Annotated in this window: 10 protein-coding genes; 4 read left to right on the top strand and 6 right to left on the bottom strand. The window is 70.0% G+C overall.

The features are described 5' to 3' along the window. Positions 1–25: 25 nt before the first annotated feature. The 3 genes from ABZ453_RS29035 to ABZ453_RS29045 are packed head-to-tail and all read right to left on the bottom strand — an operon-like array spanning position 26 to position 2,531. Positions 26–862, bottom strand: a complete 837-nt coding sequence (locus ABZ453_RS29035) for an amidohydrolase family protein (protein WP_359019278.1) — start codon at positions 860–862, stop codon at positions 26–28. 11 nt (positions 863–873) lie between these two features. Further along, positions 874–2,229, bottom strand: a complete 1,356-nt coding sequence (locus ABZ453_RS29040) for an MSMEG_0569 family flavin-dependent oxidoreductase (protein ID WP_359019280.1) — start codon at positions 2,227–2,229, stop codon at positions 874–876. Then, on the bottom strand, positions 2,226–2,531 hold the full coding sequence (locus ABZ453_RS29045; protein WP_359019282.1) for an MSMEG_0570 family nitrogen starvation response protein: 306 nt from the start codon (positions 2,529–2,531) through the stop codon (positions 2,226–2,228). Before ABZ453_RS29045 ends, ABZ453_RS29040 begins: the two co-directional genes overlap by 4 nt. A gap of 325 nt (positions 2,532–2,856) precedes the next feature. On the opposite strand from ABZ453_RS29045, the gene ABZ453_RS29050 reads away from it, so the two are divergent. Next, positions 2,857–3,219, top strand: a complete 363-nt coding sequence (locus ABZ453_RS29050; RefSeq protein ID WP_359019284.1) for a hypothetical protein — start codon at positions 2,857–2,859, stop codon at positions 3,217–3,219. Positions 3,220–3,255: 36 nt separating this feature from the next. Here ABZ453_RS29050 and ABZ453_RS29055 read toward each other — a convergent pair whose 3' ends face one another. Together ABZ453_RS29055 and ABZ453_RS29060 are read right to left on the bottom strand one after the other, a co-directional pair. Then, positions 3,256–5,043 carry a sigma-70 family RNA polymerase sigma factor gene (locus tag ABZ453_RS29055; protein WP_359019286.1) on the bottom strand — a complete coding sequence of 596 codons (1,788 nt, stop codon included), beginning with the start codon at positions 5,041–5,043 and terminating at the stop codon, positions 3,256–3,258. 188 nt (positions 5,044–5,231) lie between these two features. Continuing rightward, a complete protein-coding gene (locus ABZ453_RS29060) occupies positions 5,232–7,109 on the bottom strand; it encodes an autotransporter (protein WP_359019330.1) in 1,878 nt (625 codons plus the stop codon). Positions 7,110–7,524: 415 nt separating this feature from the next. Between ABZ453_RS29060 and ABZ453_RS29065 the strand changes: the two genes are divergently transcribed. The 3 genes from ABZ453_RS29065 to ABZ453_RS29075 all read left to right on the top strand — a co-directional run bounded on the left by ABZ453_RS29065 (position 7,525) and on the right by ABZ453_RS29075 (position 11,440). Beyond that, complete coding sequence (locus ABZ453_RS29065) at positions 7,525–8,055, top strand: SigE family RNA polymerase sigma factor (RefSeq protein ID WP_359019288.1); 531 nt, start codon at positions 7,525–7,527, stop codon at positions 8,053–8,055. Then, a complete protein-coding gene (locus tag ABZ453_RS29070; protein WP_359019290.1) occupies positions 8,052–8,843 on the top strand; it encodes a hypothetical protein in 792 nt (263 codons plus the stop codon). The genes ABZ453_RS29065 and ABZ453_RS29070 overlap by 4 nt, the downstream gene beginning before the upstream one ends. A gap of 143 nt (positions 8,844–8,986) precedes the next feature. Continuing rightward, positions 8,987–11,440 (top strand): non-reducing end alpha-L-arabinofuranosidase family hydrolase, encoded by a 2,454-nt coding sequence (locus ABZ453_RS29075; RefSeq protein ID WP_359019291.1) that lies wholly within the window; start codon positions 8,987–8,989, stop codon positions 11,438–11,440. A gap of 85 nt (positions 11,441–11,525) precedes the next feature. Here ABZ453_RS29075 and ABZ453_RS29080 read toward each other — a convergent pair whose 3' ends face one another. Continuing rightward, positions 11,526–13,235 (bottom strand): RICIN domain-containing protein, encoded by a 1,710-nt coding sequence (locus ABZ453_RS29080; protein ID WP_359019293.1) that lies wholly within the window; start codon positions 13,233–13,235, stop codon positions 11,526–11,528. Between the last annotated feature and the right edge of the window lie 209 nt (positions 13,236–13,444).

Consider the following 13,444-nt stretch of genomic DNA (forward strand, 5'->3'; position numbering starts at 1 on the left):
CGTACGGGAAGGGAGTCGGGGTCGGTCAGTCGTAGAGCGCGGCGAACGTGTCGTGGAAGACCAGGTCGCCGAGTTCGCCGCCGCCGGTGGCTGCGGCGAGGCGGGCGTACTCGCCGGTGAAGTCACCCCACGGCTGGTCGCTGGCGAAGAGCACCCGGTCGTGGCCGATGCCGCGGCGCTCGATCTCCTGGGCCAGCCAGCGGGGAGTGAAGCCGATGGCCCAGGAGAGATCGGTGTAGACGCGCTTGCCGGCGCTGATCCAGTCGAAGAACCGGGAGCCGACGAGCTTGATGTGGCCGCTCATCCCGCCGCCGAAGTGCACGAGATGGACGGGCACTTGATCGGCGTACCAGTCGACGAGACGGCCGACCTCGTCGATGTCGGAGGCGGCGCCGGGAGAGGTGTGCACATGGACGACGAGGCCGTGCCGGGCGGCGGCGGCGAAGATGCGGTCCAGCTGGGGGCGGCAGGCCGGGTCCGTGGGGCGACCGCCCAGCAGGAAGCTCAGCTTGAGGGCCTTGACCCCGGGCTCGCCCGCCAACTGGAGGGCTTCTTCGGTGCGTTGGGCGTCCTCGGGGCGCGGGGACACCCACAGCCCGGCACGGATCCGGTCGTCGCTCTGCGCGGCCTCCAGCGCCAGTTCGTTGAAGGAGAAGGCGATCGCGGGATCCGGGACGCCGTAGTTGGGGATGACCAGGGCCCGTTCGGTGCCCTCCGTGTCCAGGTCGGCGATGAGCTGCTTGACGGTGGCCCGGGCGGTGGTGTCCGGGTTGACGGGCGGGCCGCCGTAGAAGGGATAGGCGGGCAGGACGCCGATGTGGCGGTGTGCGTCGTGGACCATGGTGTGGTTCCTCAGCCGCATGGTGTGGTTCCTCAGCCGATCGGGAGGGCGGAGGCAAGTTCGCTGGGGGCTCCGGTGAGCGTGCCGCACACGTCGGCCAGGCGGCGCGAGGCGTCGATGTGGTCCGCGAGGAACTCGGCGTCCCGGCCCACCGCCTCGAAGCGGCCCGAGCCCCACGAGTACTGCCAGGGCAGACCGAGGAAGTGCAGGCCGGGCGTGCTGGTGGCGCCGCGCCAGTGCATCGGGTAGCCGCGGCCGTCGAAGACGGGTGCCTCGATCCACCGGTGGTCGCGCCTGAAGCCGGTCGACCAGATCACCGAGGTGATGCCGGCGGCCTCCAGGTCCAGTTCGCGCGGCTGCTCGTTCGGCTCCCACACCGGGACGTACCGGGGCTCGGCCGGGGCGTCGATGCCGTGCGCGGCGATGTGCGCGTCGATGGCGTCCTTGATGCCCTCGGCGACGGAGTCGGCGTGGTCCAGGTTCACTTTCAGGTCGTCGGCGAACTCCAGGTCGGTACCGGTGACTCCGGTGAGCCGCCCGTACAGCCGCATGCCGTCGCGGGCGAAGGCGCGCAGGTCGATGTCGCGGCCGCCGTCGCGGCCGGTGACGTAGTGATTGACCCGCATGCGCACGGCGCCGGCATCGCCGAACTCGTCGATGGACTTGCCGTAGTGGCCCATGTCGTCGAGCCAGGCCACGCAGTCGCGGCCGCGGTAGAAGCGGGCCACACGAGGGGCGCTGCCGACGGCCAGGTGCACCTGGCGCCCGGCGAGGTGGAGGTCCTCGGCGATCTGGCAGCCGGACTGGCCGGTGCCGACCACGAGGACGGCGCCCTCGGGGAGCTGGTCGGGGCTGCGGTAGCGGGAGGAATGGACCTGGGTGATGCCGTCGGGCAGGCGCTGGGCCATCGGCGGGACGGACGGCGTGTGGTAGGGACCGGTGGCGACCACCACCTGCTCGGCGGTGAAGTCCCCGGCCGTGGTGGACAGTTCGAACACCCCGCTCGGCGAGCGCCGCAGCCGGGTGACCGTGACACCCTCCACCAGCGGCGGCCGGAAGAAGGAGACATACTCCTCCAGGTACCGGACGATCTCGTCACGGACCATGAACCCGTCCGGATCATCGCCCTGATACGGATAACCAGGCAGCCTGCACTGCCAGTTGGGGGTCACCAGGCAGAAGGAGTCCCAGCGCCGCTCACGCCACTCGTACCCGACCCGGTTCGCCTCGATGACGACGTGCTCGACACCACGCCGGCCGAGGCAGTAGCTCATCGAGAGCCCCGCCTGACCGCCACCGACCACGACCACCGGGATCGGGGCACCTCCCCTGCCCGTCAGGCTGGAGGGGAGGGCGCCGACCGGCCGTATCGCCGGAGCCGAGCTCACCGCGTGCTCCCGTCGGCGCCGGTCAGGGATTCCACCGTGACCTTGGCACCGCTGACGGCGGCGTAGGCGGCGGCGGTCCGCTCGATCTGCGCGAGCTGGTCGGAGGCACCGGAACAGAAGAAGCCGAACTTCTCCTTCACGCGCTCCCCGGCAATCCCGAGCGCTGTACGGCTGCGCTCGACGAAATCCGCAAGCGCGTACTGACCGCCGGGAACGAAATAGTCCTCGACTACCGTGGAGGGGGAATAGCAGCTCTGCGTCGCCCCGTCGGGCCAGCGCACATGAAAATACATCTCGGGCATGACATCCTCCATGCCGGGCGCCGAGGTCTTGCCACCTCGCCGCTGTCCGTGGAGACCAACTCCAGCCCTCGGGGATTTCCGAACGAAGTCATCCGGAATAAAGGGGAGTTGCCAAGACCTCACGCCGGTGGAACGGAAATGCCGCGCCCATCAGAGCGCCACCTTGGTTCCCCGCTGTTTCCCGCTTCAACTGGTGCGGAGTGGTGCGCGCAGTCTCATGGATGACGTCGCACTCGTGTCGTGAGCGGTATTCCGCGGACGAACAGAGGCCCGTCGCCGGATTGTCGGTGCCGCGCTACGCGTGGTCGGTTCGGTTGTCGCGCTTGTGACCCTGTACTACCTGGTGCCCTGGGACCGATCCTCCACGGCTGCCGCCGTCGGCAAGCTCGTCGTCGCGCTGGCGGGGTTCGCCGTCCTGGTCGCCGTCCAGGTCCGCTCGATCCTCCGTTCCACGTACCCGGGGCTGCGGGCCGCAGAGGCACTGGCCACCAGCGTCTCGTTCTTCTTCCGGCCTACAGCGCCATGGACGCGAGCCTGGCCGCGCTGTCCGCGGAGCTCCGGGACGCCGATCTGCACGCCCGGAAGACCGACTACCTCACGCTGCGCCCCCCAGAACTTCGTGACGGCCGTCCAAGCGCTCATCGACACGGTCCGGGCGAAGCCGGAGCGCGAGCCCCGCCCCACCTGAGCCGCCGCGCGCCGGGTCCTTACGGCGCGGACATGGTCAGGACACGACGGAGCGCTGGGGCACGGTGCCCGCGTCGGTCGGCGTGGAGCGGGTGGCGTACTGCGGTACGGGGGCGTCGTCGCGGCCGGTGTCGCGCACGAGTCCGTACCGTTCGCGGTCGGCGGAGTGCGGGTCCGGGGGACTGGCGATGTCGTCGGCCGTCTCCTGCCAGGAGGAGGGCAGGACGTCGAGGTTGTAGTCGGCCTGGGTTTCGTTGAGGTGGAGTGTGACGGTGCCGTCGAGGTAGTAGTACTCGTTCTGCCACATCTGCTGGGCTCCCGGCGGCAGGACGATCAGTCCTTGTTGCCGGTTGCCCATCCAGGTGCCGCCGGCGGGCGCGCCCGGCTGACGGTCGTCCATGCGGTGGCCGCCGCCCGACGCCACGTGGAACAGCCTTCCTCGCAGTCCGGTCCACGAGGGCATGGTCAGCAACCCGGGGCGCAGCCCGTACATCACGTCCCAGTGGACGGTGAAGTAGCCCTTCCCGCGCAGTACCACCGTGTCCCCGCGGTGGACGAGCTGGTAGCCGTCCAGGTGTCTCTTGAGCCCCGACATCGTCACCGTGGTCTGCGGGCGGTGGGGCAATGCGGCGGGCGGCCGGTCCGGCGGTGGCGCGCTGTCCACGGTGTCGACCACGGACCCGTACCGCGGCCGGGGCGAGGGATGCGAGACGGCCGAGCCCAGTACCGGTGCCGGCCGCGACGGTGATGCGGATGCGGATGCGGATGCGGTGGGCGATGGCGAGGGCGCGGGTGCCGGGCCGGAAGCCGTCGGGGCGGTGGCCGGACGCGCCGACGGGCTGGACCACGGGGCCGCGTACACGAGCACGCCTCCGCCCACGGCGAGCAGCGCACTCGCCGCCGCCACGACGGCCTTCGCGGTGAGGCTCGTCCCTGCGGTCCCTGTCGTCCCCGCAGCCGCGGAACCCCCGCTGCCTGAAGTGGCCGTGGTGCCGGCATGGCCGGCCGCCGCCGCGTGCGTTCCCGCGGACAGCCACGGGCGCCAGGCCAGCAGTGCCACCGGCACGGGCAGGAGGGCCAGGGGCGCCAGCAGTCCTTCCGGGGCCAGCATGCCTTCCTCGTGGCGCACGCACCGCGGGCACTGCCGCACATGGCGGCCCAGGCGTTTGCGCCACAGGCCGCTGGGGGCCCCGTTCCAGTCCAGGGTCAGCCGGGTCAGTTCCCCGCACGCGGGTCTGGCCGCGAGGGCTCGGACGATGACGCGGGAGATGTGCAGGCGCTCCTTCATGCGTTGCACCCGTACAGCCGCTTGATGGCCGGTCATGTCCAGCGCGGAGGCGAGCTCGGCCCGGGCGAGCCGGCCGGCCGTCTCCAGCCACCACAGTGACAGCAGCTCCCGGTCGTCCTCGTCGAGCCAACGGGTCGCGCGCACGGACTCCTCGCGCTGCCCGGACAGCCGCAGATCGAGGATGACCCCTTCGGCGAAGTCGGCGGCCGGGTCGGGCCGGTGCTCAGCCGCGTCGAACGCCGCTCCCGTCGTCTCCCTCCTGCCGCGCCTGCGGATGTGGTCGCGGACCTCGTTCACGGTGATGGTGATCACCCAGGACCGGAACGCCTCCGGGCGCTCCAGTCCCCCGATGCCGCGCAGGACGCGCATCATCGTCTCCTGGACGATGTCGTCGACGTCGTCGCGGTACGGGTGCGCGCGCGCCGCCACGCTGTAGACCAGCGGAAGCGTCCGGGAGCTGAGCTCTTCCAGGGCGCCGCGATCGCCGGCCCGGGCCGCGGCTATCACGTCGGCCGCGGGCGCGGCATGCCTTGGCATCGGGTCTCCCTTCGACCTGACGCGGGTACGAAGCCCCGCTCGCGCCGACCGAGCCGGGTTGCGGGGGACCTCGGGCACATCGCTCGGCCAAATCGCCGTCGGTGTCACACACACCGTGGCAGCGAAGTCATCGTAAGGGTGAGCGCCGACAGCCATGTGCGGGCCGGTGGATTCGTGGCGGCCGGGGATCAGCGGGAGTGACGCGGGGACGTGCGCGGACGTGAGCGGCCGCGCACGAAGACGAAGACCGCGGCGACGCCTGCGAGAACGCCGCCCGCCAGTCCTGTGCCGGCCCACAGAGCACCGACATTGCTGCCGGTGTCCGCCGTGGTGCCGGTGGAGGAGCCCAGGGGCGTGGCCGCTCGGTCGGTCCGGGCGGGGGAGGGTGCCGGTTTGCTCGCGGCGGAGGACGGGTGTGCGGTCGTGGTGGACGGCAGAGCGGTGAGCACGGTGTGGGCGCCGGCCCGGCTGACGGAGAAGCGCGCCCCGCCGATGACGAGACCGGTGCCGGAGGCTTTTGCGGTCGTCGAACCGACGGTCAGCTCAGGGGAGTTCCGGGGGAGAAGGATCTTCGCGCCTGTGACGACGTGCAGCCTGCGCAGGGTCGTGTCGCGTGCCTTGCTGAGATCCAGGACGGCCGAGGAACCGGTCAGAGCGACCGCGCTGGATGTCCGCAGAGAGGTCCCGGAGACGATCAGGCTGCCTTTGGCCACGGTGGTGGCGCCGGTGTGGGCGGCGCCGGTGAGGGTGGTGGCGGCGGCTCCGCTCTGCGTCACCGATCCGGTACCGGTCACCGCCGGGAGGGTGGTGGGTGTCCCGGTGTTGCGGAGCACGAGTGAACCGTTGTCGATCACTTTGTCGAGGGCTCCGCCGGTGTGGAGGCTTCCGTCGCCGCCCGCGGTCCCGGAGCCGAGACGGAGGGTCGCCTTCTTGTCGATGGTGGTGGATCCGTCGTAGTACTGCGCTGCCGCGAAGGTCACGTCGTTGCCGCTGGTGCCGGCGATGACGACGTCCCCGGCGCCGGGAGCGCCGAGGGTGTCGTGATACATGCCGCCGCCGATGGGCGCGCCCAGGGTCACCGGTCCGTTGTAGTCGAAGGTGAGCCGGGAGCGCTGCCGTCTGGCGTGCAGGTTGATGTAGACCGTCTGCGCCGTGCCGGGCATGAAGATCCGGTGCGTGGTCCCGTCCCCCCACTGGACGTCGGCGCCCTCGATGTTGGTGCCGCGCTTGTTCAGGTTGTGGGCCACGGGCCGCCAGTTCAGTCCGGGGTCGCTCAGCGACGGCGCCGCCCCGTCGCCGCTGTCACTCCAGCTGTAGACGCCGGTGAGGATCACCTTGCTGCCCGGGCGGGAGTGCACATTGACGTCGTTGCCGTACTCGTGGCTGTAGAAGTTCTGCCGCTGTACGACCGTGTGGTAGAGCGGGGTGTCGATGATCCATGAACCGCGGTTGACGACGGAGCGGGCGTTGGGCAGTCCGGCGGCACAGGTGGTGCTCGCGAAGTTGACGCCCGTGCCGTTGTCGAAGACGCCGGAGAACGGGTTGGTGCCACAGATCTGGAGCGTTCCCCACATGTTCCGGGGCTGGGTGACCAGGCCGGAGCCGCTGATGATGCCCAGGTTGAACAGCCGGGTCAGCGACAGACGCAGTGTGCCGTCCACCCGGATGTTGTCCTGGTTTTGCTGGTAACCGGGCGTGTTGTACGGGAAGGACCCGATCAGGCCGGTCGTACCGCCGGTGCCGTACTGGAGCGTTGCCCCCGCGTCCACGGTGACCGCGGGCTCGTCGGGACTGTCGACGACGACGTACGGGTGGTTGCCGCCCGGGATCCGGACCCTCTGGTGCTGCCGGGAGTGCGGCAGGGTGAAGGTGCTGTCCTTGGCGAGGACCAGCGTGCCGGTGCCGGACACGCGAAGGGCTCCTTCACCGCTGATCACACCGGTGTACGTGTGGGTTCCCCGCGGGACGCGCACGACCGCGTCACCGGTCAGGACGACATCACGGTTCGCCAGGACGGCGGAGGTGATGTCGCCGTCCGCGGCGACCGCGCTGCCCACCGCAACCATCGGTGTGACGGCTCCCGCGACGAGAGCCGACGCCAGGACAAGGTGCCAAGATCGCTTCATCGAGTCAGGGTGCTTCCTGAAGTGCTGGTGATCCTTACGGGCGTGAAGACCGGTGGCCGGCCACCGGGATCTCAAAAACCCGGCAACCTTCTCGGCCTCTGCGGCAACTGGGAGCCGAAAGGCCGAGTCGAACTACCGGATGGACGGGCATGAGGGCAACGAAGCACATCGCGCCACAACCGTGGCACTGGCGCGGACTGGTCCGGCATTGACCAGCCCGCCGGTCAGCCTTCACCGCCCCGCTACCGAGCACGACCGCCGTTCGAATCCCGGGCTGGGCACTGTTAGGCTGCGCTCCCCGTTGTTGAACGCGCAACCAACGCGCACATCATTGCCAGGAGAGGGCGACCCGGGGATGGTCCTCGATGACGCGTCCGCGGAGTTCCACGAATTCTTCGAACGCCACTATGCCGAACTCGCCCGTCTGGCTTACCTGCTGACCGGCGAGAGTGACGCGGCGGACGACCTCGCGGCGGACGCCCTGGTTGCCCTGTGGCAGCGCTGGGACCGATTGCGGCAGGCCGACCACCCGCTCGCCTACGCCCGCGGCGTGGTGGCCAACCTGGCGCGGGGACGGATCCGCAGCGCGGTGCGCGAGCGACGCCGTATCGCGCTGTTCTGGTCCCGCAGTCCCGAGAAGGTGGAGGGGCCGGACACGGCGGCCGTGCTGGACGTCCGCGCGGCGCTCGCCCGGCTGCCGTTCCGCAAGCGCGCCTGCGTGGTGCTGCGGCACGCCTTCGACCTGTCGGAGAAGGACACCGCCGTGGCGCTGGGCATCTCGGTCGGCACGGTGAAGAGCCAGACCTCGAAGGGAATGGCCGAGCTGGAAAGGATACTGGGCGCACGAGCGGCCGGGGACCTGGTGGCAGGGAGGAGGAACCGGTGAACGAGGAGATCGCCCGTCAGCTGCGCGCGGCCGCCGAGGCCCACCGGCCCGACCGCGCGAGGATGCTGGCCAGAGTGCAACGCGGCATGGCCGGCCCCGCCGTCCGCCACCGCGCGCGGCCGCTGGCGAGGTCCGGGACCAGGGTCGCGCTCGCCGGGCTCGCCGCCGCCGGCATCCTGACGACCGGCGGCCTGGCCGTCGCCGCCATCGTCACGACCCCCTCGCCGCAGCCGTCGGCCACCGTGACCGTGCCCGCCACCCCGTCCCCGACCGCCGGCTCCCCGCACCCGACATCGGCCCGCCCCACCCCTGTCGCGCCGGCCCCGGCCACCACCCCGGGCAGCGCGCGCCCGACTCCGCCGGCCACCAGTCCATCGCCGGCCGCCGCCGAGAGCCGGAACGGGCCGCTGTCGTCGGCCGGCTCGGTGGACCCGGGCAGCACCGTCTACTGGACGCAGAGCAACCTCGCCCTCAAGACGACCCAGCCGCTCACCTCGCTCACGGTCGAGATACGGATCGTGCAGACCGGCGGGGTGAAGAACACCGGTACCTGGCAGACCCTGCCGAGTGGTGACTTCACCGTCACCGTCCAGGAGGCCGGCGGCGTGCTGGTCTACCGCTGGGTCCTCAAGCCGGGCCTGACCGTGCCGGCCGGGAGCCATGAGTTCGCCGCGCAGTTCAACAACGGCGCCGGCGTGCGCAGTGGCGCGGGCGACGGCTACCGCGTCGACGCGCGGGATTCCGGCGGCTCCGCGTCGGTCCGGGGAGGGTTCGTCCCGACCCGGTGAACGCCGCTGTGTGGCCAGTCGGTCGGGGGGAGCCGGGTTCGGCGGCCGTGAAAATTCTCCCCTCGATCGCGGCAACGTTTGTGTGTGTGGCGACAACTGGCGGGTGACCGGGCCCGGAGCAGGGCCCGCTGTGCCAGAAGGACATGCCGTTGTCAGATCAGAACCGCTCTCATCGCCGCCGTCCGGCCACCCGCCGCGTGCTCGCCGCCGCCGTGGTCCTCGCCGCCGCGGGTGCCGCCGTACCGCTGGTCGCGCTGGCCGCACTCACGCCGGAGGCCCGCACACCGGCCCTGGGCGCCGCCGCGGCCGGCAGCGGCCGCTACTTCGGCACGGCAGTGTCCTCGGGCAGGCTCGGTGACTCGACGTACTCCACGATTCTCGACCGGGAGTTCAACATGATCACCCCGGAGAACGAGATGAAGTGGGACACCACCGAACCCTCCCGCGGCACCTTCAACTTCGGCCCGGCCGACTCGATCGTGGGCCACGCCACCGCGCACGGCCAGCGCATGCGCGGCCACACCCTGGTGTGGCACTCCCAACTGCCGGGCTGGGTCAAGTCCATCACCGACGCCAACACCCTGCGCAGTGTGATGGACAACCACATCACCACCGAGATGACCCACTACAAGGGCAAGATCTACGCCTGGGACGTGGTCAACGAGGCCTTCGCCGACGGCGGCAGCGGTCAGCACCGCAGCTCGGTCTTCCAGGACGTGCTGGGCAACGGCTTCATCGAGGAAGCCTTCCGCACGGCCCGGAACGCCGACCCCTCCGCCAAGCTCTGCTACAACGACTACAACATCGAGAACTGGACCGACGCCAAGACGCAGGGCGTCTACGCGATGGTCAAGGACTTCAAGTCCCGCGGTGTGCCCATCGACTGCGTCGGCTTCCAGAGCCACTTCGGCGCCGGCGGCCCGCCGTCGAGCTTCCAGACCACCCTGTCGAACTTCGCCGCGCTCGGCGTCGACGTCCAGATCACCGAGCTCGACATCGCCCAGGCCTCCGCCACCGCGTACGCCAACACCGTGCAGGACTGCCTCAACGTCGCCCGCTGCACGGGCATCACGGTGTGGGGCATCCGCGACAGCGACTCCTGGCGCACCGGTGAGAACCCGTTGCTGTTCGACAACAGCGGTAACAGGAAGCCCGCCTACGACGCGGTGCTCACCGCCCTGGGGGGCAGCAGCGGCGGGGGCACGGCGGGCGGCGGCACGACGGCGGCCGGGGACATCACCTCCGGCACCGTCTACACGCTCTCCAACGGGGCCGCCGGACGCGTTCTCGACGAGCCCGCGGGACAGAACGGCAACGGCACCCCGCTCCAGGTGTGGGACGCCAGCGGTGCCTCCAACCAGCAGTGGCGGGCCACCAAGAACGGCGACGGCTCCTACACGCTGACCAACGTCGCCGGCGGCCGGGTACTGGACGAGCCGGGCAACCAGACGGGCAACGGGACGAGGATGGAGGTCTGGGACTCCAACGGCGGCGCCAACCAGCACTGGCGGGCCGCCCGCAACAGTGACGGTTCCTACACGCTGACCAACGTCGCCAGCGGCCGGGCACTGGAGATCCCCGGCGGTCGGACCGCCAACGGCACGCCCGTCCAGATCTGGGACTCCAACGGCGGCGCCAACCAGCACTGGAACTTCAAGCCGACCGCGGCGCCGAAGAGCAACACGTGTGCTCTTCCGTCGACATACCGGTGGACGTCGACGGGTGCGTTGGCGCAGCCGGCGAACGGGTGGGACGCGGTGAAGGACTTCACCACCGTGACGTACAACGGCAAGCACCTGGTGTATGCGTCGAGCGTCGCGGGATCGTCGTACGGCTCGATGATGTTCAAGCCCTTCACGAACTGGGCGGACATGGCCTCGGCCGGCCAGACCGGCATGAGCCAGAACGCGGTGGCGCCCACACTGTTCTACTTCGCGCCCAAGAACATCTGGGTGCTGGCGTCCCAGTGGGGCGCGTCGCCGTTCGTCTACCGCACGTCGAGCGACCCCACCAACCCGAGCGGCTGGTCCGCGCCGCAGCCTCTGTTCACCGGCAGCATCCCCCGCACCGAATCCGCCACCGGCCCGATCGACCAGACCCTGATCGCCGACGCCCAGAACATGTACCTGTTCTTCGCCGGTGACAACGGCAAGATCTACCGGGCGAGCATGCCGATCGGGAACTTCCCGGGCAACTTCGGCTCGTCGTACACGACGGTCATGAGCGACACGACGAAGAACCTGTTCGAGGCGCCGCAGGTCTACAAGGTTCAGGGCCAGAACCAGTACCTCATGATCGTCGAGGCTCGGGGGGCGAACGAGCAGCGCTACTTCCGCTCGTTCACGGCCTCCAGCCTGAGCGGTTCATGGACCCCGCAGGCCGCCGGTGAGAGCAACCCGTTCGCGGGCAAGGCCAACAGCGGCGCCACCTGGACCGACGACATCAGCCACGGCGACCTGGTCCGCGACAACCCCGACCAGACCATGACCATCGACCCCTGCCACCTGCAGTTCCTCTACCAGGGCAAGTCCCCCACCGCGACCGGCCCCTACGACCGACTGCCGTGGCGACCGGGCGTCCTCACCCTGCAGCGCTGACCCGCCTGAACCACGGTCCTCAGCCCACGTAGACGACGAAATGCGCCCCCATCGAAGAGATGGGGGCGCATTTCGTCGGCTTCGTCTACTTGAGTGCTGTACCGCCCGAGTTGTGGTAAGCGATCGTCTTGTTGATCAGGTTCCCGCCGTCGGTCTCGACCGAGGTCTGTTCCTGCTGCCCTGGACCGAAGAACAGCCCGGCGATATGGGCGTTCGCGACCTGGTCCATGTGCCCGAGGAGCCAGTCCACCTTGTCGTCCTTGTAATGGTTGAGGGTGTTGTTCTGCGCCATGTTGCCCACGGGGATCTGCCACAGGACCACCGGCTTGCCCACGGACTCGGCCATCGTCTTGTAGAACTGCAGCGCGGCGGCGGCCTTCTGGTCGGTCCAGAAGTGGTCACTGCCGCCGTGGGCCGGCTGTGCGTACCAGCCCGCGTCGCGGTCCGAGACGTCGGTGGCCAGGAAGTCGGCGTTCTTGGCCCCGAAGCTCTCGTAGGACTTGACGCAAGCCGGCGTGTTGGTCTCCCAGTCGAAGCAGGAGAGGTGCATTCCCACGGCGGTGTTCGGCGCGTACTTGTGCGCCATCGAGATCAGGCACTGGGCGAGTCCGGTGGCGCTGTTCTCCTGCGAACCGCAGTCCTTCGGGTTCGCGCTCGAGACCTGCGCGGGAACCTGGTGCGGATCGCCGAGCGACCGGACGTAGCCCCAGAAGTCGGGCTCGAGGTCGATCGCTTCCTGCGACGTGCCGATCTTCTGGAGGAAGAAACGGTAGTCGTTCAGGTAACGGGTCAGCAGGTCAACCCGGTTGATGGCCTTGACCTCGCCCGGGCCGTCGCCCTCGCCCGCCGCGTCCCCGAGGTCGCGCAACGAGTACCAGGTCCAGAGCATCTTCTGCGGACGCGCGCTGCCCTTGTACGTCGCCTGGGACACCACGTCGTCCCGCCAGGTCACGTACGTGCCGGGCGCCGTGGTGCTGCCGTTCCAGCAGCCCCACCAGCCCGACCATCCGTCCTGGCATTTGGCTGCCGTGTAGTAGTCCGAGGAGGGCGCGGGCTGGCTGTGCACATAGGCGTACCGGACGTCGAACGGCGCGGCGGCCGCCGAGGCGTCGGACATCGAGCCGCCGATGAGCACCGTGCTGCTGCCCATGAAGCGTTTCGTCGAGCTGCCGCCACCGGCCACGGGAGACGGCGTGGACGACGGCGTGGACGACGGCGTGGACGACGGGTGAGAGCTGCTCGGAGCCGGGCTGGAGGGAACGCTGCTGCTCGGCGCGGTGGGTGTACCGGAGCTGCCGACGCTCCCGGCCGGGACGAGTTGCCACTGCTGATCGGCGCCGCCTCGGTCGCGGTTCTGGACCACACCGCTCCCGTTGGTCTTGGCGGCGTTGTGGACATCGACGGCCATGCCACTGAAGCGATTGACCAAACGCAGGTAGCCGTTCGGCGACTTGGCCAGTTTGAACTGCTGGTTGGTGCCGTTCAGGTCTTTCCACTGCACGATGGCGGAGCCGGCGGTCTTCGACCAGCCGAGGTCGTCCAGCACCTTGCCGGAGTTCCGGTTCTGCAGCCGGTAGTACCCGTCACCCGCGTCGATGAAGCGCCACTGCTGGTTGGCCCCGCCGTGGCGCGCCCACTGCACCACCGCCGCGCCGTCGTTCGTGGCATAGCCGCGGTCGTCCAGCACCTTGCCGCTGTTGCGATTGACCAGCACGTACCACTTCTTCAGATCCAGGGTTTTCTGCTGTGCGGAAGCCTGGCTGACCACGACAGCCGAGCCGGCCACGACCACCATGGCGAGACCCGCCCACAGACCCCGACGTGCGAGCAACCGACGGCCACGATGCTTCGGGCGACCACCGCGCGCGCCGCCGTCGCCGCGGTGGCCGCCGACGGGGGACTCCACCGATGACGTGGGTGGGCCGGGGACATGTCTGTGCTCTCGTTCCAGGGACACGCCTGTGCTCGCTTTCAGCTGTTGCTCTGACCGGACCACTTGGCCGG

Source organism: Streptomyces sp. NPDC005799 (genome assembly GCF_040630525.1).
GTDB classification, from domain to species: Bacteria; Actinomycetota; Actinomycetes; order Streptomycetales; family Streptomycetaceae; genus Streptomyces; species Streptomyces griseorubiginosus_B.